This is a genomic window from Streptomyces hundungensis (genome assembly GCF_003627815.1).
Taxonomy (GTDB): domain Bacteria; phylum Actinomycetota; class Actinomycetes; order Streptomycetales; family Streptomycetaceae; genus Streptomyces; species Streptomyces hundungensis_A.
This window is the reverse complement of the sequence record NZ_CP032698.1, coordinates 1,859,351-1,885,363: the sequence shown is the minus strand read 5'-3', so window position 1 is coordinate 1,885,363 and position 26,013 is coordinate 1,859,351. Positions and strand designations below refer to the sequence as shown.

The window sequence follows — 26,013 nt, the reverse complement described above, 5'->3', positions numbered from 1 at the left end:
CTGGTCACACGGAATGCCGGGCCTAGCCCGGCGAACGCCCCCGCCGGATTCTCGCAGAGGGCGGCCCGGACGGGTACGGGATGCGAGGGGGTGCGGGGCATGGTCCATTGAGTCCCATGGACGCGGACCAGGACCAGCCCTCGACGGTCGACGCGCTGCCGTACGGGCCGCGCGCGGCCCCGCGACGGCGGACCCCCGCCCCCTCGGCGGCGCGCCCGACGCGCCTGTTCGAGAGGGGGGCCGGGGACAGGGTCGCCCATCCGGAGGCATCGCGTCCGTCCGGGGTCGCGCTCACCCGCACGGCGGGCGGCAGTGGGTCAGGGTCCAAAGTTCGGCCCGGGGTCCGCGCGGCGCCGTCCGGGAGCGGCACATGACGACGCCCTCCCCGCCGGAGCCGGACGGGCGCGCCCCCGAGGGGGCGGGTGGGAGCCGGCCGCCCCACCTCCCGCCGCCAAAGCCGCCAGAGCCGCCGCAGCGGCCGGAGCCGCCCTCCGACGAACCGGCACCGGGTGGAGGCACCGGCCCGCGCTTCCCGAGCGCGCTGACGATCCTCGCGATCGTCACGCTGGCCGTGTGGCTCCTGGCGTTCGTCATCCCCTCCGGCGCCTATGACCGCACCGCGGACGGGGCGCCCCGCCAGGGCACTTACCACCGGGTCGACAGCGGCCAGAGTTTCGTGGACCGCCTCAACGACCTCTTCCTCTCCCCGGTGAACGGCCTGTACGGCATCCAGGACGCCACGACGGGCCGGGTCGGGCCCTCGCTGGCCGGCGAACTGTACGGCAGCGCCGGGGTGTTCCTCTTCGTGCTCGCCATCGGCGCGTTCATCACGGTGGTGTTCGCGACGGGGGCGCTCGACCGGGGGATCGGCCTCCTGGCCCACCGCCTCCGCGAGCGCGGAGCGCTGCTGATCGCGGGCGTGATGACGGTCTTCTCCGTCCTCGGCACGGTGGAGGGCTTCGCCGAGGAGACCCTGGGGTTCTACGGTCTGATCGTGCCGCTGATGCTGGCGCTCGGCTACGACCGCCTGGTCGCGACCGGCACGATCATCGTGGGCGCGGGCATCGGCGTGCTGTGCTCGACGGTCAACCCCTTCGCGACGGGCGTCGCCTCCTCGGCCGCCGGCATCTCCCTGGGCGACGGCATCGTGCTGCGCTTCGTGATGTGGCTGGTCCTGACGGCGGTGTCGATCCTGTACGTGGTGCGTTACGGGCGGCGCGTCCAGCGGGACCCGTCGAAATCCCTGTCCGGTTTCCTGCCGGGCGACGGGGAGGCGGCGCCGGCCGGCGCCGACGACGGGCCCCCGGAGCTGACCGGTACGCACAAGCTGGTCCTGACCCTGCTCACTCTCGTCTTCGCCTTCATGATCTTCTCCGTGGTCCCCTGGTCCAGCGCGCTGACGGGCCGGGCCGACGCCACCCCGTACCGCTGGGAACTGGGCTGGTCCTTCCCGCAGTTGGCGGCCCTGTTCCTGGTGGCGGCGGTGCTCGTGGGCGTCGCGGCCCGGCTCGGCGAGGCCGCCCTGAGCTCGACGATCATCCAGGGCGCGGCGGACTTCATCTCCCCGGCGCTGGTCATCGTGCTCGCCCGGGGCGTCACGGTGATCATGAACAACTCGGGGATCACGGACACGGTGCTGCACTCCATCGAGGGCGTTGTGAAGGACGCCCCGTCCGCCCTCTTCGCCGTGATCGTCTTCGTGGTGAACCTGCCGCTGGCCTTCCTGATCCCCTCGACCTCGGGACACGCCACCCTCGCGATGCCGATCCTGGCCCCCCTCGCCGACTTCGCGGGCGTCTCCCGCGCGGTGGTGGTGACCGCCTGGCAGGCGGCGAGCGGGTGGATGAACCTGTGGGTGCCGACCACTGCCGTCACCATCGGCGGTGTGGCCCTGGCGAAGGTCGGCTACAACAAGTACCTCCGCTTCGTCGCCCCGCTGCTCGCCATCCTGGCCGTACTGATCTGCGCGTTCGTGGCGGTGGGGGCGGCCCTGACCTGAGCACGGCTCCGCCCCCGGTGCTGTGCGGTACCGGGGGCGGAGGGTCAACTCGGGGGATCAGCCGACGAGTTGCTCGTACGCGGGCAGCGTCAGGAAGTCGGCGTAGTCCGCGTCGAGGGAGACCTTCAGAAGCAGGTCGTGGGCCTGCTGCCACTTGCCCGCCGCGAAGGCCTCCTCGCCGATCTCCGCACGGATCGCGGCGAGTTCGTCGGCCGCGACCTTGCGGGCGAGGTCTGCCGTCGCCTTCTCGCCGTTCTCGAAGACGACACCCGCGTTGATCCACTGCCAGATCTGCGAGCGCGAGATCTCGGCGGTGGCCGCGTCCTCCATGAGGTTGAAGATGGCGACCGCGCCGAGGCCGCGCAGCCACGCCTCGATGTAGCGGGTGCCGACCTGGACAGCGGAGACCAGGCCCGCGTAGGTGGGCTTGGCGTCGAGGGAGTCGATGGCGATCAGGTCGCCGGGCGCCACCGAGACGTCCTCGCGCAGCCGGTCCTTCTGGTTCGGCTTGTCGCCGAGCACCGCGTCGAAGGAGGCCATCGCGATCGGGACCAGGTCGGGGTGGGCCACCCACGAACCGTCGAAGCCGTCGCCCGCCTCGCGGTCCTTGTCGGCCTTGACCTTCTCGAAGGCGACCTTGTTCACCTCGGCGTCACGGCGCGAGGGGATGAACGCGGCCATGCCGCCGATGGCGTGCGCACCCCGCTTGTGGCAGGTGCGGACGAGCAGTTCGGTGTAGGCGCGCATGAAGGGGGCCGTCATCGTCACCGCGTTGCGGTCCGGCAGGACGAACTTCTCCCCGCCGTCACGGAAGTTCTTCACGATGGAGAAGAGGTAGTCCCAGCGCCCCGCGTTGAGCCCGGCCGCGTGGTCCTTCAGCTCGAAGAGGATCTCCTCCATCTCGTACGCCGCCGTGATCGTCTCGATCAGGACGGTGGCGCGGACGGTGCCCTGGGGGATGCCCACATAGTCCTGGGCGAAGACGAAGATGTCGTTCCAGAGGCGGGCCTCCAGATACGACTCCGTCTTGGGGAGGTAGAAGTACGGGCCCTTGCCGAGGTCGATCAGGCGCTGGGCGTTGTGGAAGAAGTAGAGACCGAAGTCGACGAGAGCGCCCGGCACCGGGCGGCCGTCGAACTGGAGGTGGCGCTCCTCCAGGTGCCAGCCGCGCGGCCGCATGACGACGGTCGCGAGCTGGTCGGCGTCCTTCAGGGCGTAGGACTTGCCCGACGTGGCGTCGGTGAAGTCGATGCGACGCTCATAGGCGTCGATCAGGTTGAGCTGGCCGAGGACGACGTTCTCCCAGGTGGGGGCGGAGGCGTCCTCGAAGTCGGCGAGCCAGACCTTGGCGCCCGAGTTCAGGGCGTTGATGGTCATCTTGCGGTCGGTCGGACCGGTGATCTCCACGCGGCGGTCGTTCAGCGCGGCCGGAGCCGGCGCGACCTTCCAGTCGCCCGCGCGGATCTCCGCGGTCTCGGGGCGGAAGTCCAGCGTGGAGGTGCGGGCGATCTCGGCGCGGCGGTCCTGGCGGCGGGTGAGGAGCTCATCACGGCGGGCCGTGAAGTTCCGGTGCAGCTCGGCCACGAAGGCGAGGGCCGCGTCGGTGAGTACCTCGTCCTGCCGGGGCAGGGGCTCGGCATCGACGATGGCCAGCGGGGACGGCGCTGGTGCGGACATGAGCTGTCACTCCTTCGCGGGCGGTGCCCTGACGGCCGCCGGGTCGCCATGCATGGCACTCAGTGCCACGGCTCCGAGGTACGACTGTGGGCGCCGGTTGATCTGACGGGCGCTTCTGAACAGTGGATACTAGTTTCCTCATGGTGGAAGTTCAATGGTTTGTTGATGTCGAGATTCTCCGGGTCGAGGGACCATGGCTCTGAGTGCCACCCCGTTCACTCCGTGTCTTCCACCGCCCTCAACGCCTTCCTGTCTCCTCCAGATCTACTGGAGACGGCCGAGATCCGCCTCCGTGTCGATGTCATAGGGCTCGGCCACATCGCCGCACTCGACGAGCGCGATCTCCTCCTCGTGGGCCGTGAGATAGGCGCGGGCGCCCCGGTCGCCCGTCGCGCTCGCCGCGATGTCCGCCCAGCGCCCCGCCCCGAACAGCACGGGATGGCCGCGCTTTCCTCCGTAGGAGGCCGCTGCCAGGGAATCGTCCGAACGGTGGGCGGCCAGCACCCGGGCCACCGCCTCGGCACCGATGCCGGGCTGGTCGACGAGCGAGACCAGCGCCGCCCGGGCTCCGCCGCGGACCCCCGGCTCCGACGCCGCCAGCGCCTCCAGGCCGGCCCGCAGCGAGGAGCCCATGCCCCGCTCCCACTCCGGATTGTCGACCAGGACGCAGCCCGCCAGGTCCGCACGGGCCCGTACCTCCTCGGCTGCCGCGCCCAGCACCACGTACACCGTGGCGCAGCCGCCCTCACGCAGGACCCGGACCGCGTTCTCGACGAGCGGGCGGCCCCGGTGCGCGAGGAGGGCCTTGGGGCGGCCGCCGAGCCGGCGCCCGCCGCCCGCCGCGAGCAGCACCCCGGTGACCCGGGCCGCGTCTGTCGTTGGTTGCGTCATGGCCCCAGATATACCCAACGCTCGGTTCGAATTCCGTCCACGCAGTGGCGCACGACACACCGGATGGCGTTAACTGACCCGCGCATCCCGGCAGTTGACCTTCGCTGCGCGGGTTGTGAACACCTGCACATGGACGTGTTGTGGGGGAGGACTTTTGTTGCGAGGCGTGGAGCAGAGGGCCGTGACCGGCAGTGGCGAGGACCCCAGAGTGAGCGAATTGCGGACGGCCGTCTCCCGGCTGCGCCGCGAGCTGGCCGGTCATCCGGCGGAGTTTCCCGACCGGGCCGTCGCCGAGGACGAGCTGGCGGCCCTGGACGCGATGGCGCTGAGCGGCATCCCCGAGGTGCCGCGGCTGCGCCGCTCGCTGCTGCTGATCGCGGGCTCGATCGGCTCCGTCAGCGCGCTGGCGGGCGCGGTGACGGAGGTGCGGAAGGCGGTCGAGTTGTTCGGCGAGCCGCCCGCGCGGTACTGATCCGACGGCGGGCGGCTTTCGAGACCAACTGCCTTGACTCGCAAGGGAGTTGCTGCGCACGGGCTTCGATCCGCGAGGCGGGTTCACGCCACCCAGTGCGGTCGGTGCTGCGCGGCCGTGCCCAGGACGGTGGGCAGGCCGGCGTCCAGGGTCGCGGCCAGGCGCCGCACCGCCTCGTCCGCCACCTCCGGCTCATGGACGAAGGGCAGGCGCAGCCGGTGTTCATGGGTGCCCGGGTCGGCGGCGAAGCGGGAGCCCGGCTGGAGGTTCACCCCGTGGGCCAGCGCCGCCTGGGCGAGCGCGCCCGCGATCGGGCGGCCGAGGTCGACCCAGAGGCTGAGCCCGCCGACCGGCGACTGCCAGCGCCACTCCGGCAGCCGGCGGCTCAGCGAGTCGGCCAGCGCGTCGCGCCGCTCGCGCAGCAGCGGCAGCCGCCTGCTCAGCACGTCGTCCATGTCCGGCAGCAGCGTCTTGGCCAGTACCTGATCGATGAGCGAGGGCGCCAGGTCCACGTGGATGCGCAGCGCGGCCAGCTCGTGGACGAGCCGGGAGCCCGCCCGCACCCAGCCGATGCGAAGCCCGCCCCAGTGGGTCTTGCTGAGCGAGCCGACCGTCACGATCTGCTCCGACTCGCCCTGGTGGGCGAGGGACACGAACGGCGCGGGGGTCGGGCCCTCCAGTGACATCTCGGCCATGGTCTCGTCGATGAGCAGCCAGGTGCCGGTGGCCCGGACCGCCCGCAGCAGCCGGGAGCGCTGCTCGGTGCTCATCAGCGCACCGGTCGGATTCTGGAAGTCGGGGATGAGATAGGCCAGGCGCGGCGCGGTCTGGCGCAGGGTGCACTCCAGGAGCTCGATGTCCCAGCCGTCCTCGGTCACCGGTACGGGGGTGATCCGCAGACCGGCGTGGCGCACCGCGTCCAGGGCGTTGGGATAGGAGGGGCTCTCGACGAGGGCCCGGTCGCCGGGGCGGCCCAAAAGGTTCACCACCAGGGACACCGCGGACTGGGCGCCGGTCGTGATCAGGATCTGCTCCGGCAGTGTGGGAAGACCGCGCCGGGTGTAGCGCTCGGCGACGGCGGCACGCAGCTCGGGAAGGCCTAGCGGGTGGTAGCCGTTGGTGGCGGCGTGGCAGGCCACCTCCGGCCCGGCCAGCTCGAACGCGGCCGCGAGCTCCGCGGCAGGCGCGCTGGGCGCGGCCATCGCGAGGTCGATGACCCCGTCGGGTGCCTGGTAGCGGGCCACGCTGGCCGGCGCCGTGCCCTCGGGGAGCGTGGTCCAGGTGCCCGCGCCGCGCCGGCTCAGCGCGTGGCCGCCTTCGCGCAGGAGGTCGTAGGCGGCCGTGACGGTGGCCCGGCTGACCTCAAGGGCGGTGGCCAGCTCGCGCTCGGCGGGCAGCCGGGTGTGCAGCGGGATGCGGCCGTCGAGCAAGAGCGTGCGCACCCCCTGGGCGAGGGCGCGGTAGCCGGGGTGGGGGCCCGTCAGGGCGGTCACCTGCCCGGCGAGCTGGCGGCTGCCGAGCGTCCGCGCGGTGGCGCTCACGGTGTCCACGGACTGGACCACTCGTATGCCTGCCATACCAACCTCCGGGAATTGGCCATGCCGTCCAGGCCAATCAGGGTACAGACTCCCGTCCTGTCAGCACATTGGCCCGGAAGAAGTGGCCAAGACGTGGTTGAGATGGGGGAGTTGTCATGGAACGCGACGGGATGGTCACGGACCGGTTCGAGCGGGAGATGCAGCGTCGGCGCGAGCAGGGACCGCGCGGGATCTCACTTGCCTGGCTCCGCCTGCGGCGGCAGCGCAAGGAGCGCAGGCGGTGACCCGGACCGGCTCAGCCGGGGTGGCGGATCAGGCGGCGCGCGCTCGCGGCGGCGACCGCCGCCGTGCGCGAGTCCACCCCCAACTTGGCGTAGATGTGCACCAGATGGGACTTGACGGTGGCCTGGCTCAGGAACAGCTCCTTGCTGATCCGCTGGTTGGAGAGCCCGTCGCCGACGAGCTGGAGCACCTCCAGCTCGCGCCGCGTCAACGCCTCGGCCGGGGTGCGCATGCGGTCCATCAGCCGGTGCGCGACGGCCGGGGCGAGCGCCGACTGGCCCGCGGCCGCGGTGCGCACCGCCGCCGCCAGCTCCTCGGGCGGGGCGTCCTTGAGCAGATAGCCCGCAGCGCCCGCCTCCACCGCCGCGAGGATGTCGGCGTCCGTGTCGTACGTCGTCAGGACCAGGACCCGGGGCGCCCCCGGCCGCGCCGTGATGGCCGCGGTCGCCTCCGCGCCGTGCATCGCCGACCCGAATCGGAGGTCCATCAGGACCACCTCGTACGCCCCCGGGACGGCCAGCTCCACCGCGCGCTCGGCGGTGGCGGCCTCGCCGGTCACCGCGAAGTCCGGCTCGGTGTCGAGGACCGCGCGCAGCCCGGCCCGCACGATCGGGTGGTCGTCGGCGAGCAGCAGCCGGATCGGCGCCGCGGTCATCGGGCACCCGCCACGGGCAGCGGCAGGGTGATGGCGACGGCCGTGCCCTGGCCCGGCGCCGACTCCACGCTCAGCGTGCCGCCGAGCGACAGGGCCCGCGAACGCATCGCGGGAAGGCCGAAGCCGCCCGGTTCCTTCGGCCGGCGGGCGGCCGGGTCGAATCCGCGTCCGTCGTCGACGACGTCCAGGGCGACCGAGGTGTCCATGAAGCTGAGGGTGATCTCGGCCCGGCCGGCCGCCGCGTGCTGCACGGTGTTGGCGAGCGCCGACTGCGCGACGCGCAACAGCGCCACCTCGTAGGGCGTCGGCAGCTCCACCGGAGTGCCGCTCACGCCGAACTGCACGGCGGGGCCCGGCGCCCCCGCGCACAGCCGCTCCAGGGCGCCCGCAAGGGAGCCGTGCTCCAGGTCGGGCGGGGTCAGGGCCTTCACGAAACGGCGGGCCTCGGCCAGGTTGTCCTGGGCGGCGCGCCTCGCCTGCTCCACGTGGGCGCGGGCCGGGTCGCCGGCGGGCAGCGCGCGCTCGGCGGCGCGCAGCAGCAACTGGATGGACGAGAGGCCCTGGGCGAGGGTGTCGTGGATCTCCCGGGCGAGGCGCTCGCGCTCGGCGAGCGTCCCGGCCGTCCGCTCGGCCTCGGCGAGCTCGGCCCGCGTCGCGACCAGCTCGTCGATGAGCTCCCGGCGCCGCTCGCTCTCCCGGTACAGCGCGTCATAGCCGAGCACGGTCGCCACGGCGACCGCCGCGCCGAGCAGCGGCCCGATGAACGCGCCCGGCGTGACCTGCTGCCCGTGCAGGACGAAACTCGCGATGGCCGCGCCCGCCGTGCCGAGGACGGCGGGCAGCGCCCAGCGCAGCGCCAGCAGATGGAGCAGCAGGAAGTAGAGGGGGAAGGCGGTCCACAGGGCGTCGGAGGAGACCACGAGGAGCGCCAGCCAGACGACGCCGAGCGCCCCCAGCCAGAGCGCGGCCGCCGGGGTGCGCGGCCGCACCGGGCGCAGCGCGACGCCCACCGCGTACACCACGGCCATGAGGACGGCCAGCGCCACGACCGCCCCCGCGCGCGGGGCGCCGTCCCCGACGGCCCGCACCGCGGCCAGCGCGAGGAGACCGCCGAGCAGCGCGTGCAGACACAGGCGCAGCAGGGCGGTGACGGGGGCGGGGGGTCGTGCGCAATCCATGGGCCTCAAGCGTACGGGCCGGGTGGGGCGGCCCCGGTCAACCGAAAGTTTGATGTGCGGCTGCACCCTTCGATGCGGCGGCGCATGCCCGGGCGCGATGTGGGCGAGGGCTCCGCTCGCCAGGCTTGCACCATGTTCGTCGCATGGAGGGACCTCCGGTTCGCCAAGGGCCGGTTCGCGCTGATGGGTGCGGTCGTGGTGCTCATCACCCTGCTGGTGGGCCTGCTGTCCGGGCTCACCGCCGGGCTGGCCAGGGACAACACCTCGGCCGTCAGCGCGCTGCCCGCCGACCGGCTGGCCTTCGCCGCGCCGCCCTCCGGGCAGTCGGTGTCGTTCACCAACTCCGTTGTACCGAGCGCCACTTGGCGCCAGTGGCAGCGGGCGCCCGGGGTGCGCGAGGCCCAGCCGCTCGGGGTGTCCACGCTGAACGCCACGGCGGGCGCGCGCACGGCCGCGGTGTCCGCGTTCGCCGTCCCGCCCGGCTCACACCTCGCCCCCGCGACGGTCCGTACGGGATCCGTCGTCCTGTCCCGGGGCGCCGCCGAGGACCTGGACGCCAAGGCGGGCGACACCGTGACGCTGGGCGGCCGCCCGCTGAGCGTGCTCGCGGTGGCGGGGGCGGACTCCTACAGCCACACCCCCGTCGTGTGGACGGCGCTCGCCGACGACGCGCCCGCCACCGTCGTCGCGCTCACCCTCGACGCGGGCGCGGACCTCGCCGCGACCGACGAAAGGCTCGCGACGCGGAGCCTGACCCTCTCCGACGCCCTGGCGGCGCTGCCGTCCTACCAGGCCGAGAACGGCTCGCTCCAGCTGATGCGCGGCTTCCTGTTCGCCATCTCGGCGCTGGTCGTCGGCGCGTTCTTCACGGTGTGGACGATCCAGCGCGGCGGCGACATCGCCGTACTGAAGGCGCTCGGCGCCTCGACCCCCTACCTGCTCAAGGACGCGCTCGGGCAGGCCGTCGTGATGCTGACGCTCGGCACCCTCCTCGGCACCGGGCTCGCCTCGCTCGCCGGGGCCCTCATCGGTGGCGCGGTGCCCTTCGTGCTCGACCCCTCCACGACGCTCGGGCCGGCCGCCGTCCTCGTCGTGCTCGGCGTGATCGGCGCCGCCCTGTCCATCCGGCGCATCACCGCCGTCGACCCGCTGACCGCGCTCGGGAGTGCCCGATGACCGCCTCGACCCTGCTCCTCGACGACATCACCCTGACCTACCCCGACGGCGAGGGCCGCCTCACCGCCCTCGACGCGGTCTCCCTCACGGTCGACGCAGGCACGGTGACGGCGTGCGTCGGCCCGTCCGGCTCCGGCAAGTCCAGCCTGCTCGCGGTCGCCGCGACCCTGGTGACCCCGGACAGCGGACGGGTCGTGGTGGCCGGGACCGACACCACGGGGCTCGGGCCCGCCGAGAAGGCGGCGCTGCGCCGCACCCGTCTCGGCATCGTCTTCCAGCAGCCCAACCTGCTGCCCTCGCTCACCGCCGCCGAACAACTCCAGGTGATGGCCCACCTCGCGGGCCGCCGGCCCCGCGCGGCCCGGGACCACGCCCTGGAACTCCTCGCCGCGGTCGGCCTCGCCGACCAGGCCCACCGCCGCCCCCATCAGCTCTCCGGCGGCCAGCGCCAGCGGGTCAACATCGCCCGCGCCCTGATGAACGAGCCCGCCGTACTCCTGGTCGACGAGCCCACCAGCGCCCTCGACCACGAGCGGGGCGCCGCCATACTCGACCTGCTGCTGAGCCTCACCCGCGACCGCGGCACCGCCACCGTCCTGGTCACCCACGACCGCGCCCATCTGGAGCGGATGGACGCCGTGGTGACCATGGCCGACGGACGCCTCGGCGCGGCCCGCGCGACGGCGGGCTGAGCACCCCGCGCGACGGCGGGTTGAGCGCCCCGGCCCCCACACACGAAACCCCGGCGGTGTCGTACACCTCCGGGGTTTTCGGGTGCCGTGCGACCGGCGGGGGCTCAGGCCTGCGCGGCCGTGTTGGCGAGCGCCGTCGAGAGCTCCTGGGCGATGCCCTGGAGGATCGGGACGATCCGGTCGGTGGCCGCCTCGGTGACCCGGCCGGCCGGTCCCGAGATCGAAATGGCCGCCGCGGTGGGGGAGTTGGGCACCGACACCGCGAGGCAGCGCACTCCTATCTCCTGCTCGTTGTCGTCGACCGCGTACCCGGCGCGCCGCACCTGCTCCAGGGCGTCGAGGAAACCGTCCGCCGTGGTGATCGTCTTCTCCGTCGCGGCCGGCATGCCGGTGCGGGCCAGTAGCGCGCGGACCTCATCCGGCGGGGTGTGCGCGAGCAGCGCCTTGCCCACGCCCGTGGAGTGCGGAAGCACCCGGCGGCCGACCTCGGTGAACATCCGCATGGAGTGCTTGGACGGCACCTGCGCGACGTACACGATCTCGTCGCCGTCGAGGAGCGCCATGTTCGCGGTCTCACCGGTCTCCTCGACCAGGCGGGTCAGATACGGCCGCGCCCAGGTGCCGAGGAGCCGGGCGGCCGACTCGCCGAGCCGGATCAGGCGCGGGCCGAGCGCATAGCGCCGGTTGGCCTGCTGGCGTACGTAACCACAGGCCACCAGCGTCCGCATCAGCCGGTGGATGGTCGGAAGGGGCAGGCCGCTGCTGGCGGAGAGCTCGCTGAGGCCGACCTCGCCCCCCGCGTCGGCCATCCGCTCCAGGAGATCGAAGGCGCGCTCAAGTGACTGGACGCCTCCGCTGGCGGCGGAGGACTTGGAGGCGTCGGTGGTGCTGGCGCTTGACGTCGGCACGGCGCGTTCCTTTCGATGCTGGCAGGCGAAGCAGAAGACTATCGGGCGGTTGTCCGTCCTACCCTGGACAGGTGTGGTGTCCTTGCCGGTCAGAGCGGGTTTGTCCGTTCACCGGGGGCACCCCGTGGCGATAACTACATTCTGCTTGGTGAAATTCTAATTCCATTCTGTGGAAACCTCCAAGACTCGCGTCCGTGTCGGCCCTCACTCCGCGGGGACCCTTGACGGTTTCCTCGGGCGGCGCGCACACTCCTTCAACAGATCGTTGAATTTCGGTGTACTGAAAAGATTTCGCTGGGAAGTGAGGGCTCGGGTGTCCGAGGTCAACCTGGTACTGCGCTCGACGCGCGTCATCACCCCCGAGGGGACGCGCCCGGCGACGGTCGCCGTCGCCGACGGGAAGATCGCGGCCGTACTGCCGTACGAGGCCGAGGTCCCGGCCGGTGCCCGCCTTGAGGACTTCGGCGACGACGTGCTGCTGCCCGGCATCGTCGACACCCATGTGCATGTGAACGACCCCGGCCGCACCGAGTGGGAGGGGTTCTGGACCGCCACCCGCGCGGCCGCCGCCGGAGGCATCACCACCCTCGTCGACATGCCGCTCAACTCGCTGCCGCCGACCACCACGGTCGAGAACCTGCGGGTCAAGCAGGAGGTCGCGGCGAGCAAGGCGCACATCGACGTCGGCTTCTGGGGCGGCGCGCTGCCCGACAACGTCAAGGACCTGGGCCCCCTGCACGAGGCCGGGGTCCTCGGCTTCAAGGCGTTCCTGTCGCCGTCGGGCGTCGAGGAGTTCCCCGAGCTGGACTCCCAGCAGCTGGAGCGCTCGCTGGCCGAGATCGCCGGGTTCGACGGGCTGATGATCATCCATGCCGAGGACCCGCACGAGCTGGACGCGGCCCCGCACCTGACCGGCCCCAAGTACGCCGACTACCTGGCGACCCGGCCGCGCGTCTCGGAGAACACCGCGATCGAGGGCCTGATCGCGGCGGCCAAGCGCATCGGCGCCCGGGTGCACATCCTGCACCTGTCCTCATCGGACGCGCTGCCCCTGATCGCCGCCGCCAAGCGCGAGGGCGTACGCCTGACCGTCGAGACCTGCCCGCACTACCTCACCCTGACCGCCGAGGAAGTCCCGGACGGGGCAAGCGAGTTCAAGTGCTGTCCGCCCATCCGCGAGGCCGCCAACCAGGACCTGCTGTGGGCCGCGCTGGCCGACGGCACCATCGACTGCGTCGTCACCGACCACTCGCCGTCCACCGTCGACCTCAAGACCGAGGACTTCGCGACCGCCTGGGGCGGCATCTCCGGTCTCCAGCTCAGCCTCCCGGCCATGTGGACCGAGGCCCGCAAGCGCGGCCACAGTCTGGAGGACGTGGTCCGCTGGATGTCGGCCGCGACCGCGAACCTCGTAGGACTGACCCAGAAGGGCGCCATCGAAGCCGGCCGGGACGCCGACTTCGCCGTCCTCGCCCCCGACGAGACCTTCACCGTGGACCCGGCCGAGCTCCAGCACCGCAACCGCGTCACCGCCTACGCGGGCAAGACGCTGCACGGTGTCGTCAAGTCGACCTGGCTGCGCGGCGAGCGCATCCAGCACGACGGCGCCATCGCCGAGCCCACCGGCCGCCTGCTCGAAAGGAACAACTGACACCGTGAGCACCCTGCCCACCTTCACCGGTGACGCCAGCCCCTTCGGCGGCGGCGACCCGTACGCCGACTACCGCAGCGCGGACTTCTCCTTCACCCCGTACGTCGACCTCGCCGACCGGCGCCTGGGCGCGGGGGTGATCGCCGCCAACGACGAGTTCTTCGCCGAGCGCGAGAACCTGCTCAAGCCCGAGCCCGCCGAGTTCGACCCCGAGCACTTCGGGCACAAGGGCAAGATCATGGACGGCTGGGAGACCCGGCGCCGACGCGGCGTCTCGGCCGCGCAGCCGCACCCCACCGACGAGGACCACGACTGGGCGCTGATCCGCCTCGGCGCGCCCGGCGTGGTGCGCGGCATCGTCGTCGACACCGCCCACTTCCGCGGCAACTACCCGCAGGCCGTCTCCGTCGAGGCCACCTCGGTGGCCGGCTCCCCCTCCCCCGAGGAGCTGCTCGCCCCGGACGTGAAGTGGACAACTCTCGTACCCCGTACGGCGGTTGGCGGCCACGCGGCCAACGGCTTCGCGGTGGACGTGGAGCAGCGCTTCACGCATCTGCGGCTCAACCAGCACCCGGACGGCGGCGTGGCCCGCCTTCGCGTGTACGGCGAGGTCGCCCCCGACCCGCGCTGGCTGACCGCGCTCGGCACCTTCGACCTCGCGGCCCTGGAGAACGGCGGCCAGGTCGAGGACGCCTCCGACCGCTTCTACTCGCCCGCCACCAACACCATCCAGCCGGGCCGCTCCCGCAAGATGGACGACGGCTGGGAGACCCGGCGCCGCCGCGACAAGGGCAACGACTGGATCCGCTACCAGCTGGCCGAGCAGTCCGAGATACGCGCGGTCGAGATCGACACGGCGTACCTCAAGGGCAACTCGGCGGGCTGGGCGGCCCTTTCGGTCCGCGACGGCGAGTCGGGCCAGTGGAGCGAGGTGCTGCCGCGCACGCGACTTCAGCCCGACACCAACCACCGCTTCGTCCTGGACGCCCCCGCCGTGGGCACCCACGTACGGATCGACATCTTCCCCGACGGCGGCATCTCCCGGCTGCGCCTGTTCGGCTCGCTGACGGCCGAGGGCGCGGCGCGGCTGACCGCCCGCCACCAGGAGCTGGGCGGCTGACCGCCCGCCACCGGGAACCGGGCGCCTGAGCGCCCGACACCGGGAACCAGGGGCGCCTGAGCGCTCCGTTCCCTCCCCAGCAGGGCGGCACGACACCCGCCCGCCGCGCGAGGCACCCCGACCCGACAGCACCGGGGTGCCTCGCGCCTCCCCTTTTCCCCCTCCGCGGCGGCTCCTTCTCCCGCGGCCCGCTACCCGCGCTCCGCTCGCGCCGCGGGTTACGCCGCGTGGCCGCCGTCCACCGCGAACTCGGCGCCCGTCACATACGCCGCGTCGTCGCCCGCCAGGAACGCCACCAGGGACGCGACCTCGTCCGCCGACCCGTACCGGCCCAGCGCGGTCATCGCGCTCTGCCCCGCGGCCATCGGCCCGTCCGCCGGGTTCATGTCGGTGTCGGTGGGGCCCGGGTGCACCAGGTTCGCCCCGATCCCGCGGTCCCCGAGCTCCCGCGCCAACGCCTTGGTGAGCCCGATGAGAGCCGACTTGCTCATCGCGTACAGCGTGCCGCCCGGGCCGGGAACGCGCTGGACGATGCAGGAGCCGATGGTGATGATCCGGCCGCCGCGCGGCAGCAGGGCGGCCGCCGCCCGGGAGGCGAGGAAGACGCCCCGTACGTTGACCGCGAGCACCCGGTCCGCGTCGGACAGGTCGAGCTGGTCGAGCGGGGCGAGCACTCCCACGCCCGCGTTGTTCACCAGGATGTCCAGGCCTCCGAGGGCGTCGGCGGCCTGCTCCACGCAGGACGTCGCCTGGGCCGCGTCCCCCAGGTCGGCGCGGAGCGCGAACCCGCGCCGGCCCATGGCCTCGATCTTCGCGACGACCTCCCGGGCCGCGTCCTCCCCCTGGACATATGTGAGGGCGACATCCGCGCCCTCCTGGGCGAGCCGCAGCGCGGTGGCCGCGCCTATGCCGCGGCTGCCTCCTGTGACCAGGGCCTTCTTGTTGTTGAGCGTGTTCATGGCGATGCTCCTCTTCCGGGCCGTACCGCTGGGGCCTTGTGGTTGCGTGTTCAAGCAAAGCCGTCGCGGGGGCGCGGCACTGGCGGGCATCGGACACCGAGGCCCGCGTACCCGAGGGCCCGAGTGTCGGGATATGGCACTCCGTGTCGTACCTTGACCCCGGCAAGCACCCCCCACGCGTCAGGAGACCGGCCGTGACCCTTCGGCAAGAGATCGTCGGCAACGCCATGCAGATGGCCGTCGTGAACCTCACCCCCGGCCAGACCGTCTACTGTGAGGCCGGCAAGTTCCTCTTCAAGACCGCCAACGTGTCCATGGAGACCCGGCTTTCCGGCCCCGACCGGGGCGGCCGCGACCAGTCGGGGCAGGGCGGCGGGGGCATGGGCGGCATGCTGCGCCAGGCCATGGGCACCGCGATGCAGGTCGGCCAGCGCGCGCTGGCCGGCGAATCGCTCGCCTTCCAGTACTTCACCTCCACCGGCGGCGAGGGCACGGTCGGCTTCGCGGGGGTGCTGCCCGGCGAGATGCGCGCCCTCGAACTCACCGGAAACCGGGCGTGGTTCGCGGAGAAGGACGCCTTCGTGGCGGCCGAGTCCACCGTCGACTTCGGCATCGCCTTCCAGGGCGGCCGCAGCGGCATGAGCGGCGGCGAGGGGTTCATCCTGGAGAAGTTCACCGGCACCGGCACCGTGATCATCTGCGGTGCGGGCAACTTCATCGACCTCAACCCCGCCGACTTCGGCGGCCGCATCGAGGTCGACACCGGCTGCATCGTCGCCTTCGAGGAGGGCATCCAGTACGGGGTGCAGCGCATCGGCGGCCTCAACCGCCAGGGCCTGATGAACGCCGTCTTCGGCGGCGAGGGCCTCTCGCTCGCCACCCTGGAGGGCAACGGCCGCGTCATCCTCCAGTCCCTCACCATCGAAGGCCTGGCCAACGCCCTGAAGAAGGCCCAGGGCGCCGACAAGCAGGGCCCGACGGGCGGGCTCTTCTCAACCCACGCGGGGTGATCCCCGGGCCGCCCACGGAACGGGATGCCTCTTCCCCGGTCGGGCACCCCTCGGTACGGTGATCCTTTCCGTGCGAGCCGCCGATGTCTCCACACACCCCCGTCGTCTGGAGACCGGGCCCGTGTCGTCGATCGCCGTACCCTCCCTCGGTCTTGCCCCGCGCCGCGCCTGGCTCACCGATCTGCCGGTCCTGGTGGTGGCCGTGGTCTGGGGCGCCAGCTACCTCGCGGCGAAGGACATCACCACCGCCGACACCGTGATCGCCGTCCTGGTGCTGCGCTTCGGGCTCGTCGTGCCGGTCCTGGTGGCCGTCCGATGGCGCGGCCTGCGCGCCCTGACCGCCGCCCAGTGGCGCGGCGGGGCGCTGCTCGGCCTCGTGCTCGGCGCGATCTTCCTGCTGGAGACGTACGGGGTCGTGCACACCTCGGCCACCAACGCCGGGCTCATCATCAGCCTCACGATGGTCTTCACGCCGCTCGCCGAGGCGGCCCTCGCCCGGTCCCGGCCGCTCGGCCCCGCCGGATCAGGGCGGACCTCCGCCCGGCCGCCGCGCCCCTTCCTCGGCGCGGCCGCCCTTTCGGTGACGGGCGTCGTCCTGCTGACCCAGGGCGGCGGTTTCACCGCCCCCTCAACCGGTGACCTCCTGATGCTGCTCGCCGCCGTCGCCCGCACCGTGCACGTCCTCGTCATGGCCCGCGTCAAGGCCGTCCAGGGCGCTGATGCGCTGTCCCTGACCACCGTCCAACTCGGCGGCGCCGTCGCCGTGTTCACGCTGTTGACCGCGGTGCCCGGCACGGGCGGGGCGCCCTGGACCGTCGCCGCGGGCTTCGGCGCCCGCGCGTGGGCCGGCCTGCTGTTCCTGTCCGTCCTGTGCACCCTGTTCGCCTTCTTCGTGCAGATGTGGGCGATCCGCCGCACCTCTCCCTCGCGGGTGAGCCTGCTGCTCGGAACCGAACCACTGTGGGCCGCGGCCGTCGGCATCGCGCTCGGCGGAGAACGCCTGGGCGCGCTCGGCCTGTTGGGCGCGCTCCTGGTCCTCGCGGGCACCGGCTGGGGCCGACGGGCCGCGGCCTGAGCGGGCACGAGTCGGGGCCGGCGGGGCGCGACCCGGCCCGGCTAGGGGCGTACGCGCTCCGAGGCGATGAGCACCGCCGCGCCCGCCACCGCGAGCACGATGCTCGCGAAGACCTCATGGCCGTCCAGCAGGCCGACGCGGTACACCAACGCCCACTGCTCGAACCATCCTGTCCACGTGTGCAGCAGCCCGCCGATGCCCTGAAGCAGCAGCAGCCACCCGGTGACCTCCAGGAATTTCCTCATGCCCCGACCCTGCGCGGAGCGGGCCCGGCGCCGCGTCGGCCGTCGGAACACCTCCCCGCGTCCAAAGTCTTCGCCGCCGCGACTTTGGTAGCGAGCCGCGTCCCGCGTGTGCCGCCGGGCCCGCCGGCTGCGTAACTTTGTCGACATGACACGTGCCGGCCCCGAGTTCCGCTGGCTGCTGCCCTCGGCGGTGGCCGACCCCGAGTTGCCCGGCGACCGGGCCGGGCCCCGGCGCACCGTCCGCGACTGGGTCGTCGACATCTGCGCCTTCCTCGCCGCCGCCCTGATCGGCATGCTCACCGCCGACGCCCTCGACAAGACGCCCGGCTACTCCGACACCCTGCTCCTCGTCGACCAGATGGTGGGCGCCGCGGCGTGCTGCGCGGTGTGGCTGCGGCGCCGGCGCCCGGTCGCGCTCGCGGTGGCGCTCGCCGCGGTGTCCCTGGTCGCGCCGGTCGCCTCGGGGGCGTTCCTGGTCGCCCTGTTCAGCCTCGCCGTGCACCGGCCGTTCAAGCCCGTCGTGCTCGCGGTGGGCGTGGGCGCCGTGGTCAGTTCGGTGGTCCAGCCCGTGCTGCGCCCCGACCCGACCACGAACTGGCTCACCAACGCCGTCGCGGGCACCGTGCTGATCCTGCTGGCCATCGGCTGGGGCATGCTCGTACGCTCCCGGCGCCAGCTCGTCGTCGCGCTGCGCGAGCGGGCCGCCCGCGCCGAGGCCGAGGCGGCGCTGCGGGCCGACAACGCGCAGCGGCTCGCCCGCGAGGCCATCGCCCGCGAGATGCACGACGTACTCGCCCACCGGCTCACCCTGCTCTCGGTGCACGCGGGTGCCCTCGAATTCCGCCCGGACGCGCCGCCGGCCCAGGTCGCCCGCGCCGCTGGGGTCATCCGGGACAGCGCGCACGAGGCGCTCCAGGACCTGCGGCAGATCATCGGGGTGCTGCGCAGCCCCGGCGAGGGCGCCGACGACCGGCCCCAGCCCACCCTCGCCACCCTCGACGCGCTCGTCGCCGAATCCCGCGAGGCCGGCATGGAGGTGGCCCTGGACCACCGCATCCCGGACACCTCCGGCGTCCCCGCCGCCACCGGGCGCAACGCCTACCGCATCGCCCAGGAGGCCCTCACCAACGCCCGTAAGCACGCACCCGGCGCCGAGGTCACCGTCACCGTGACCGGCCGCCCGGGCGAAGGGCTCACCATCGAGGTCCGCAACCCCGCGCCCCCGGGCCCGGTGCCCGAGGTGCCCGGATCCGGGCAGGGCCTCATCGGGCTCACCGAACGCGCCGCCCTGGCCGGCGGCCGGCTCCGCCACGGGCCCGGACCCGACGGCTCGTTCACCGTGCTGGCCTGGCTACCGTGGCCCGCATGACCATCCGCCTGCTCATCGTCGACGACGACCCCCTGGTCCGCGCGGGACTCACCTTCATGCTCGGCGGCGCCGACGACATCGAGATCGTCGGCGAGGCGGCCGACGGCGCGGGCGTCGCCCAACTCGCCCTGGAGGTACGCCCGGACGTCGTGCTCATGGACATCCGGATGCCGCACGTCGACGGCCTCACCGCCACCGAGACGCTGCGCGCCCGCCCCGACGCACCCGACGTGATCGTGTTGACCACCTTCCACGCCGACGAGCAGGTGCTGCGGGCGCTGCGGGCCGGAGCCGCCGGATTCGTCCTGAAGGACACCCCGCCCGCCGAGATCGTCGCCGCCGTACGCCGGGTGGCCCAGGGCGATCCGGTGCTCTCGCCAGCCGTCCTGCGGCAGTTGATGACCCAGGTGTCCGGCGGCGCGAGCGCCCCCGGCGACCGCGCGGCCCGCGCCCGTGAGCGCGTCGCACTGCTCGCCGAGCGCGAACGCGAGGTCGCCGTCGCCGTCGGGCGCGGCCACTCCAACGCCGAGATCTCCGCCCGCCTGTACTTGAGCGTGCCCACCGTCAAGACCCACGTCTCCCGCGTCCTCGCCAAGCTGGGCCTCAACAACCGTGTGCAGATCGCCCTGTTGGTGCACGATGCCGGGCTGCTCGACGGGCCGGACGGCGACGTAGGCTGACGGAAACCGAACGGAGGGCGGGGACATGCCGGTTGTCGATCTGAGTGAGCACGCCGAGGAGTTCAACGCCGACCCCCATCCGACGTACGCCGCGTTGCGTGCCGCGGGCCCGGCCCACCTGGTGCGCACGCCGGCCGGAGGGGACGTGTGGCTGATCGTCGGCCATGAGGAGGCGAGGGCCGCGCTCGCCGACCCGCGCCTGGTGAAGGACTGGCGGCCGCTGGCCGAGGAGGGCTACGTCGAACTGCCCGTGAGCTCCAACATGCTGGAGACCGACCCGCCGCAGCACACCCGGCTGCGCGGGCTGGTGGCGCGGGAGTTCACCCCGCGCCGCGTCGAGGCGCTGCGGCCCCGCGTCCAGGAGGTCACCGACGCGCTCCTCGACACCATGCTGGCCGCCCCCGACCGCACCGCCGACCTGGTCGACTCGCTGGCCTTCCCGCTGCCGATGACGGTCATCTCCGAGCTCGTCGGCGTGCCCGACCTCGACCGCGAGGCCTTCCGCGTGCTCTCCAACCAGGCCGTCGCGCCGCTCACGGACGACGGGGGAGAGGCCGTCCGTGAGATCGGCGCGTACCTCGCCCGTCTCATCGAGGCCAAACGCGCCGCGAGCCCCGCAGACGACTTGCTCAGCGCCCTGATCCGGGCACGCGACGAGGACGGCGACCGGCTCTCCCACGACGAACTCATCGGCATGGCCTTCCTGCTGCTGGTCGCGGGCCACGAGACCACCGTCAACCTGATCTCCAACGGCGTACGGGCCCTGCTCGACCACCCCGAGCAACTCGCCGCGCTGCGCGCCAACTTCGACGGGCTCATCGACGGCGCCGTCGAGGAGATGCTGCGCTACGAAGGACCCGTGGAGACCGCCACCTACCGTTTCACCCGCGAGGCCGTGCGGATCGGCGACGTCCTCGTCCCGGCCGGCGCACCCGTCCTGATCGCCCTCGCCTCCGCGGGACGCGACCCCCGGCGCCACAGCGACCCGGACCGGTTCGACATCCGGCGCACCCCGCAGAGCCATCTCGCCTTCGGCCACGGCATCCACTTCTGCCTCGGCGCCCCGCTCGCCCGCATGGAGGGCCGGATCGCGATCCGCACCCTCCTCGAACGCGCCCCGGACCTCCAACTGGCCGACGAGAAAGCCGAGTTGGACTGGCTGCCCGGGATGCTCATCCGGGGCGTACGTCATCTGCCGGTGCGCTGGTGACTCACCTCTTGCGCGCGGCCGCGGCCCGCTTGCGGTGCTCGCCGCGCAGCACCAGCGAGGGCCACTCGTCCCCGTACGCCCCACAGGCGCATACCGACCACAGCGACCACTGCTGCGGCACCGCGTAGTACGGCACCAGGACCCGGGCGGTGCGCAGCCGGGACAGCTTCACCGGGATGAGCGCCGGCAGGACGTCCGGCGTCTGGCCGGCCAGGATCGCCCGCCGGCACGACGGGCAGGCGGGGCGCCGGTCGGCCGCCGCCTCACGCGGTCCGGTACGGCGTCTGGCGCGCTGGCGGTGTTGTTTGCGGGCGGGGGAGCTGGTGTCCTCGGCGGCCATGTGCAGCGGGTTGTAGAAGCAGCGCCGGGCCGCCTTGGGCACCGGTTGTCCGGCCGCCCGCGCGTGCACCGCCGCGAACCGCTCCAGGGCGCGGTCGGCGAGGACCGCCGCGGCCGCCAGATCGGGCAGATCGGCCGCCTCGTCGAGCAGTTTGCCCGCCGCCTGGAACGCGTCGAAGGCCCAGGCGCAGTCACTCCGTGCGCGGGGATCGGACCCGGGAGGCGCGGACAGGCCGGCGCCCGGCGGCAGTTCGGCCGTGCGCAACACGTCGCCGACCGCCGTCACCCGCGCCGACACCAGCCGGTCGAGCCGCTCCCGGGCCGCCGCCCACTCCTCCAGGACCAACTGCTGCCGCTCCTTGGACACCTCGGGTGTCCGCTGCTCCGGCACGGTCGGGCGCAGCCGCTCCATGAACCACCAACGCCTCAGCACCTTGCCTCCCTCGCTCCGACCAGGGTAAAGCTCCATGGTCGGCCGCGAGTTGGGCAGGGCCGATCCCGCTCGACGAGGGCGGCGGGGACGCCGGCGGCCGATACCGATCCCGCATCCGCTGCCCGAAAGCTCCCGCACGCATCCCCCGGGCGCCGTACTGTCCGCTCATACCCACCGGACCGTCCTGGAGGGACACCCGTTGACCAGCGAAGTCGTAGTCGATCTGGCCGCACTGGGCGAGGACTTCACCCGCGACCCCTACCCGGTGTACGCCGAGTTGCGCGGCCGGGGTCCCGTGCACCGCATCCGGATGCCGGAGGGCGCCGAGGCCTGGCTCGTCGTGGGGTACGAGGCCGGGCGGGCCGCCCTCGCCGACGACCGCCTGTCCAAGGAGTGGCGCAACGCGGCGCCCGGCCTCGGCGTCCAGCAGGTCTCCTCCGGCATCACCATGCTCAGCTCCGACCCGCCCGATCACACCCGGCTCCGCAAGCTGGTGACCCGCGAGTTCACCCCCCGCCGCATCGAGGCGCTCGCCCCGCGCGTGCGGGAGATGACCGACGCCTTCGTCGACGCGATGCTGGCCGCCCCCGACCGGCGGGCCGACCTCGTCGAGGCCCTCTCCTTCCCGCTGCCGATCACCGTGATCTGCGAACTCATCGGCGTGCCCGCCCTGGACCAGGAGCAGTTCCGGGAGTGGTCCAACGTCTCCGTCTCGGCGCCCGCTCTCGACGACCGGCTCGCCGCCGCGGCGGCCGTCAAGGAGTATCTGACGCGGCTGCTCGCCGACAAGCGCGCTCACCCCGGCGACGACCTGGTCAGCGCGCTGATCCGGGCCGCCGACGAGGAGGGCGGCGACCACCTCTCCCACGACGAACTCCTCGGCATGGTCTGGCTGCTCCTGATCGCCGGCCACGAGACCACCGTCAACCTCATCTCCAACGGCATGCTCGCCCTGCTCGGCCACCCCGACCAACTGGCCGCGCTGCGCGCCGACTTCGACGGGCTCATCGACAACGCGGTCGAGGAGATGCTGCGCTACGACGGCCCGGTCGAGACGCCGACGGCCCGCTTCACCCGGGAACCGGTCGAGATCGCCGGGACGCTGGTGCCCGGAGGTGGCCAGTTGGTGCTCGTCGCGCTGGCCGACGCCGACCGCGACCCGGCGCGGTTCGCCGAGCCGGACCGCTTCGACATCCGTCGCGATGCCCGGGGCCATGTCGCCTTCGGGCACGGCATCCACTACTGCCTGGGCGCCCCGCTGGCCCGGCTAGAAGCCCGAATCGCGGTGCGCACCCTGCTCGACCGCTGTCCGGAGCTGGCCCTCGACATCCATCCGGCGGCCCTCCAGTGGCGTACCGGCATGATGATGCGCGGCCCGCTGCGGCTCCCGGTGCGCTGGTAGGTCAGCCGGCCGGGATCTCGGCGACCCGCACCACCCGGCGCTCCCTGCGCGACAGTTCGCACGCCTCCGCGACGCGCAGGGCCGCCAGGGCGTCCCGGCCGTCGCAGGGGTTGGGCGCCTCGCCGCGCACCAGCCGGACGAAGGCGTCCAGCTCGGCCTCGTACGCGGGCGCGAACCGATCGAGGAACCCGGTCCACGGCTTGTCGGGGCGGCCGGGGCCCTGCGGTTCGGCCGAGGTCAGCGGGGTGCGGTCGTCCAGGCCCACCGCGAACTGGTCCTGATCCCCGGCCAGTTCGAGCCGTACGTCATAGCCGGCGCCGTTGCAGCGGGTGGCCGTCGCCGTCACCAGGGTGTCGTCGTCCAGGGTGAGGACGGCGGCGGCCGTGTCGATGTCGCCGGCCGCGCGGAACATCGCGGGCCCGGCGTCCGAGCCCGTCGCGTACACCTCCATGACCTCGCGGCCGGTCACCCAGCGCACGATGTCGAAGTCGTGGACCAGACAGTCCCGGTAGAGCCCGCCGGACAGCGGCAGATAGGCGGCGGGCGGCGGCGCCGGGTCGGAGGTCACGGCCCGCACGGTGTGCAGCCGGCCGAGCCGGCCCGAGCGCAGCAGCTCCCGGGCGTGCCGGTAGCCCGCGTCGAAGCGGCGCATGAAGCCGAGCTGGAGTTCGGTGCCCGCCGCCTCGACCGCGCGGAGCGCCGCCAGCGTCCCCGGCACGTCCAGGGCGACCGGTTTCTCACAGAAGACGGGCAGCCCGGCCCGGGCCGCGGCCGCGATGAGCCCGGCGTGGGCGGAGGTCGCCGAAGCGATCACCACCGCGTCCGCCCCGGCGAACGCCTCCGGCACGGTGGCCTTCGCCGTCGCGCCGGTCAACGCCGCGACCTCGACGGCCCGCGCCACGTCGGCGTCCGCGACCACCAGCTCGTGGACCTCCGGATGGCGGGCCAGAACCCCCGCGTGAAAGGCGCCGATCCGTCCCGTCCCGATCACTGCGATACGCATGGGCACACCGTGACCGGGGTGATCGATCCTGTCAAGACTTTGTCCTGACAATCGAACCTCACGACTTCCCGTCAACATCCCCCGCGCACTACGCTCGCCCCGTGCCCAAGCAGCCCAGATCCGTGCCGGACTTCCCCAAGCCGCTCCAGCTCAGCGTGGACCGCACCAGCCCGGTCCCGCTCTACTTCCAGCTCTCGCAGCAGTTGGAGGCGGCCATCGAGAAGGGCACCCTCACGCCTGGCAGCCTCCTCGGCAACGAGATCGACCTGGCGGGACGGCTCGGGCTGTCCCGGCCCACCGTCCGTCAGGCCATCCAGGCCCTGGTCGACAAGGGGCTCCTGGTGCGCCGCCGAGGGGTGGGCACCCAGGTCGTGCACAGCCAGGTCAAGCGCCCGCTCGAACTGAGCAGCCTCTACGACGACCTGGAGGCGGCCGGCCAGAAGCCCGCCACCACCGTGCTGCGCAACAACCTGGAACCGGCCACCGCCGAAGTCGCGGCCGCGCTCGGGGTGCCCGAGGGCAGCGACGTACACCGGGTGGAGCGGCTGCGGTACGCGCACGGCGAGCCCATGGCCCGGCTGCGCAACCACCTGCCGGCCGGGCTGCTCCCGCTGGACACCGAGTATCTGGAGGGCACCGGGCTCTACCGGCTGATGCGGGGCGCGGGCATCACCCTGCACAGCGCACGCCAGACGGTGGGCGCGCGGGCGGCCACCGCCCGGGAGGCCGATCTGCTGACCGAGACCGAGGGGGCGCCGCTGCTCACCATGGAGCGCACCACCTTCGACGACACGGGCCGCGCCGTCGAGTTCGGCTCGCACATCTACCGCGCCTCGCGCTACTCCTTCGAGTTCCAGCTGCTTGTACGGCCGTGAGATCGGCAGCGGCGCCGACGTGGCGGGGCACCCTGACGTCATCGCGTAAGAATGTTCGGACAAAGTATTGACGGTGTCGTGGAACCGCCGCTAGAACTCAACGGCCGCAACCGGGCGGCCGGGACAGAAGGCGGAACCCATGCGCACACCCCGCACGGCGACCACGGCGGCCGTGGCCGTCGCCGCACTGGCGCTCACGGTCGGCGGATGTAGCAGTTCGGGCGGCAAGTCCTCCGAGGACAGGGGCTCCGCGCCGGCCAGCGGCGGCCAGGCGGTATCCACCCCCCGCCTCAAGATCGCGATGGTGACCCACTCCGGCGAGGGCGACACGTTCTGGGACATCGTCCAGAGCGGCGCGAAACAGGCCGCGGCCAAGGACAACGTCGACTTCCTGTACTCGGCGAACAAGGAGGGGCAGCAGCAGGCGCAGCTGGTGCAGGCGGCCATCGACCAGAAGGTGGACGGGCTCATCGTCACGCTCGCCAAACCCGAGGCCCTCAAGGACGTCGTCAAGAAGGCCGTCGCCGCCGGGGTACCCGTCGTCACCATCAACTCCGGCGCCGACTCCTCGAAGGCACTCGGCGCGCTCGGCCACATCGGCCAGGACGAGGGCGTCGCCGGCGAGGCGGTCGGGGACGAACTCACCAAGCGGGGCCGCAAGAAGGTCCTCTGCGTCATCCACGAGCAGGGCAACGTCTCGCTCGAACAGCGCTGCGCCGGGGTGCGGAAGACCTTCGCGGGCAGCGTCGAGAACCTGAACGTGGACGGCACCAACACGCCCGCCTCCACCTCCTCCGTCGAGGCGAAGCTCCAGTCGGTCAAGGACATCGACGCGGTGGTCACGCTCGGCGCGCCGATGGCGGCGGCCGCGGTCCAGGCGAAGGCGGACGCGGGCAGCTCGGCGGAGATCGACACCTTCGACCTGAACGCGGCCGTCATCAAGCAGTTCAAGGCGTCACAGATCGGCTTCGCCGTCGACCAACAGCCCTATCTCCAGGGCTATCTCGCGGTGGACGAGCTGTGGCTGAACAAGACCAACGGCGATGTCATCGGCGGTGGCAGGCCGGTCCTGACCGGCCCCGCGATCGTCACCGCGAAGGACGTGCCCACGCTGGAGAAGTACACCGCCCGCGGTACCCGATGATCCCCCGCGGGCTCGGCGTGACCCATACTT

Annotated in this window: 25 protein-coding genes; 15 read left to right on the top strand and 10 right to left on the bottom strand. The window is 72.9% G+C overall.

What is annotated here, in order from left to right; genetic code table 11:
- Positions 1 to 370: 370 nt before the first annotated feature.
- Positions 371 to 1,999: a YfcC family protein gene (locus DWB77_RS08440; RefSeq protein ID WP_120720660.1), complete on the top strand. Its 1,629-nt coding sequence runs from the start codon at positions 371 to 373 to the stop codon at positions 1,997 to 1,999.
- Between the two features lie 57 nt (positions 2,000 to 2,056).
- On the opposite strand, the gene aceB is transcribed toward DWB77_RS08440, so the two are convergent.
- Both aceB and DWB77_RS08430 read right to left on the bottom strand, forming a co-directional pair.
- The gene (gene aceB, locus DWB77_RS08435; protein WP_120720659.1) at positions 2,057 to 3,676 is read right to left on the bottom strand and encodes a malate synthase A; all 1,620 of its coding nucleotides are present in this window, start codon (positions 3,674 to 3,676) and stop codon (positions 2,057 to 2,059) included.
- A gap of 264 nt (positions 3,677 to 3,940) precedes the next feature.
- Complete coding sequence (locus DWB77_RS08430; protein WP_120720658.1) at positions 3,941 to 4,567, bottom strand: nucleotidyltransferase family protein; 627 nt, start codon at positions 4,565 to 4,567, stop codon at positions 3,941 to 3,943.
- A gap of 154 nt (positions 4,568 to 4,721) precedes the next feature.
- Here DWB77_RS08430 and DWB77_RS08425 point away from each other — a divergent pair, with 154 nt between their 5' ends.
- Positions 4,722 to 5,039, top strand: a complete 318-nt coding sequence (locus DWB77_RS08425; RefSeq protein ID WP_120720657.1) for a DUF5955 family protein — start codon at positions 4,722 to 4,724, stop codon at positions 5,037 to 5,039.
- Positions 5,040 to 5,122: 83 nt separating this feature from the next.
- Here the strand turns inward: DWB77_RS08425 and DWB77_RS08420 are convergent, their stop codons facing one another.
- On the bottom strand, positions 5,123 to 6,616 hold the full coding sequence (locus DWB77_RS08420; protein ID WP_120720656.1) for a PLP-dependent aminotransferase family protein: 1,494 nt from the start codon (positions 6,614 to 6,616) through the stop codon (positions 5,123 to 5,125).
- A gap of 116 nt (positions 6,617 to 6,732) precedes the next feature.
- On the opposite strand from DWB77_RS08420, the gene DWB77_RS39250 reads away from it, so the two are divergent.
- Entirely contained in the window at positions 6,733 to 6,861 is a 129-nt protein-coding gene (locus DWB77_RS39250) for a hypothetical protein (RefSeq protein WP_281279992.1), read from the top strand.
- Positions 6,862 to 6,872: 11 nt separating this feature from the next.
- Here the strand turns inward: DWB77_RS39250 and DWB77_RS08415 are convergent, their stop codons facing one another.
- Together DWB77_RS08415 and DWB77_RS08410 are read right to left on the bottom strand one after the other, a co-directional pair.
- Positions 6,873 to 7,514 (bottom strand): response regulator, encoded by a 642-nt coding sequence (locus DWB77_RS08415; RefSeq protein ID WP_120720655.1) that lies wholly within the window; start codon positions 7,512 to 7,514, stop codon positions 6,873 to 6,875.
- On the bottom strand, positions 7,511 to 8,692 hold the full coding sequence (locus DWB77_RS08410; protein ID WP_120720654.1) for a sensor histidine kinase: 1,182 nt from the start codon (positions 8,690 to 8,692) through the stop codon (positions 7,511 to 7,513). The genes DWB77_RS08415 and DWB77_RS08410 overlap by 4 nt, the downstream gene beginning before the upstream one ends.
- Before the next feature lie 132 nt (positions 8,693 to 8,824).
- Between DWB77_RS08410 and DWB77_RS08405 the strand changes: the two genes are divergently transcribed.
- Complete coding sequence (locus DWB77_RS08405; RefSeq protein WP_120720653.1) at positions 8,825 to 9,868, top strand: ABC transporter permease; 1,044 nt, start codon at positions 8,825 to 8,827, stop codon at positions 9,866 to 9,868.
- Positions 9,865 to 10,560 carry an ABC transporter ATP-binding protein gene (locus DWB77_RS08400; RefSeq protein WP_120720652.1) on the top strand — a complete coding sequence of 232 codons (696 nt, stop codon included), beginning with the start codon at positions 9,865 to 9,867 and terminating at the stop codon, positions 10,558 to 10,560. Before DWB77_RS08405 ends, DWB77_RS08400 begins: the two co-directional genes overlap by 4 nt.
- A gap of 104 nt (positions 10,561 to 10,664) precedes the next feature.
- Here the strand turns inward: DWB77_RS08400 and DWB77_RS08395 are convergent, their stop codons facing one another.
- Positions 10,665 to 11,468: an IclR family transcriptional regulator gene (locus DWB77_RS08395; RefSeq protein WP_120720651.1), complete on the bottom strand. Its 804-nt coding sequence runs from the start codon at positions 11,466 to 11,468 to the stop codon at positions 10,665 to 10,667.
- A gap of 313 nt (positions 11,469 to 11,781) precedes the next feature.
- On the opposite strand from DWB77_RS08395, the gene allB reads away from it, so the two are divergent.
- Both allB and alc read left to right on the top strand, forming a co-directional pair.
- Positions 11,782 to 13,119 (top strand): allantoinase AllB, encoded by a 1,338-nt coding sequence (gene allB, locus DWB77_RS08390; protein ID WP_120720650.1) that lies wholly within the window; start codon positions 11,782 to 11,784, stop codon positions 13,117 to 13,119.
- Positions 13,120 to 13,123: 4 nt separating this feature from the next.
- Entirely contained in the window at positions 13,124 to 14,239 is a 1,116-nt protein-coding gene (gene alc, locus DWB77_RS08385; protein ID WP_120720649.1) for an allantoicase, read from the top strand.
- Between the two features lie 218 nt (positions 14,240 to 14,457).
- Here alc and DWB77_RS08380 read toward each other — a convergent pair whose 3' ends face one another.
- The gene (locus tag DWB77_RS08380) at positions 14,458 to 15,198 is read right to left on the bottom strand and encodes an SDR family oxidoreductase (protein ID WP_120720648.1); all 741 of its coding nucleotides are present in this window, start codon (positions 15,196 to 15,198) and stop codon (positions 14,458 to 14,460) included.
- Between the two features lie 194 nt (positions 15,199 to 15,392).
- On the opposite strand from DWB77_RS08380, the gene DWB77_RS08375 reads away from it, so the two are divergent.
- Together DWB77_RS08375 and DWB77_RS08370 are read left to right on the top strand one after the other, a co-directional pair.
- Complete coding sequence (locus DWB77_RS08375; RefSeq protein ID WP_120720647.1) at positions 15,393 to 16,208, top strand: AIM24 family protein; 816 nt, start codon at positions 15,393 to 15,395, stop codon at positions 16,206 to 16,208.
- 121 nt (positions 16,209 to 16,329) lie between these two features.
- On the top strand, positions 16,330 to 17,283 hold the full coding sequence (locus DWB77_RS08370) for a DMT family transporter (RefSeq protein WP_120720646.1): 954 nt from the start codon (positions 16,330 to 16,332) through the stop codon (positions 17,281 to 17,283).
- A gap of 41 nt (positions 17,284 to 17,324) precedes the next feature.
- Here the strand turns inward: DWB77_RS08370 and DWB77_RS08365 are convergent, their stop codons facing one another.
- Positions 17,325 to 17,528 carry a hypothetical protein gene (locus DWB77_RS08365; RefSeq protein WP_120720645.1) on the bottom strand — a complete coding sequence of 68 codons (204 nt, stop codon included), beginning with the start codon at positions 17,526 to 17,528 and terminating at the stop codon, positions 17,325 to 17,327.
- 145 nt (positions 17,529 to 17,673) lie between these two features.
- Between DWB77_RS08365 and DWB77_RS08360 the strand changes: the two genes are divergently transcribed.
- Genes DWB77_RS08360 through DWB77_RS08350 form a run of 3 tightly spaced genes read left to right on the top strand, consistent with a single transcriptional unit; the run spans position 17,674 to position 20,787 of the window.
- Entirely contained in the window at positions 17,674 to 18,897 is a 1,224-nt protein-coding gene (locus DWB77_RS08360) for a sensor histidine kinase (protein WP_120720644.1), read from the top strand.
- Positions 18,894 to 19,577, top strand: a complete 684-nt coding sequence (locus DWB77_RS08355) for a response regulator transcription factor (RefSeq protein ID WP_120727525.1) — start codon at positions 18,894 to 18,896, stop codon at positions 19,575 to 19,577. The genes DWB77_RS08360 and DWB77_RS08355 overlap by 4 nt, the downstream gene beginning before the upstream one ends.
- Before the next feature lie 25 nt (positions 19,578 to 19,602).
- Positions 19,603 to 20,787, top strand: coding sequence for a cytochrome P450 family protein (locus DWB77_RS08350; protein ID WP_120720643.1), 1,185 nt, complete (start codon positions 19,603 to 19,605; stop codon positions 20,785 to 20,787).
- A 1-nt stretch (position 20,788) separates the two neighbouring features.
- Here the strand turns inward: DWB77_RS08350 and DWB77_RS08345 are convergent, their stop codons facing one another.
- Positions 20,789 to 21,559: a hypothetical protein gene (locus DWB77_RS08345; protein ID WP_162952476.1), complete on the bottom strand. Its 771-nt coding sequence runs from the start codon at positions 21,557 to 21,559 to the stop codon at positions 20,789 to 20,791.
- A gap of 199 nt (positions 21,560 to 21,758) precedes the next feature.
- Between DWB77_RS08345 and DWB77_RS08340 the strand changes: the two genes are divergently transcribed.
- A complete protein-coding gene (locus tag DWB77_RS08340) occupies positions 21,759 to 22,961 on the top strand; it encodes a cytochrome P450 family protein (RefSeq protein WP_120720641.1) in 1,203 nt (400 codons plus the stop codon).
- 1 nt (position 22,962) lies between these two features.
- Here the strand turns inward: DWB77_RS08340 and DWB77_RS08335 are convergent, their stop codons facing one another.
- Complete coding sequence (locus DWB77_RS08335; protein ID WP_120720640.1) at positions 22,963 to 23,964, bottom strand: Gfo/Idh/MocA family protein; 1,002 nt, start codon at positions 23,962 to 23,964, stop codon at positions 22,963 to 22,965.
- A gap of 155 nt (positions 23,965 to 24,119) precedes the next feature.
- On the opposite strand from DWB77_RS08335, the gene DWB77_RS08330 reads away from it, so the two are divergent.
- Positions 24,120 to 24,839 (top strand): UTRA domain-containing protein, encoded by a 720-nt coding sequence (locus DWB77_RS08330; protein WP_120727523.1) that lies wholly within the window; start codon positions 24,120 to 24,122, stop codon positions 24,837 to 24,839.
- Positions 24,840 to 24,978: 139 nt separating this feature from the next.
- Entirely contained in the window at positions 24,979 to 25,983 is a 1,005-nt protein-coding gene (locus DWB77_RS08325) for a substrate-binding domain-containing protein (RefSeq protein ID WP_120720639.1), read from the top strand.
- Positions 25,984 to 26,013 lie beyond the last annotated feature (30 nt).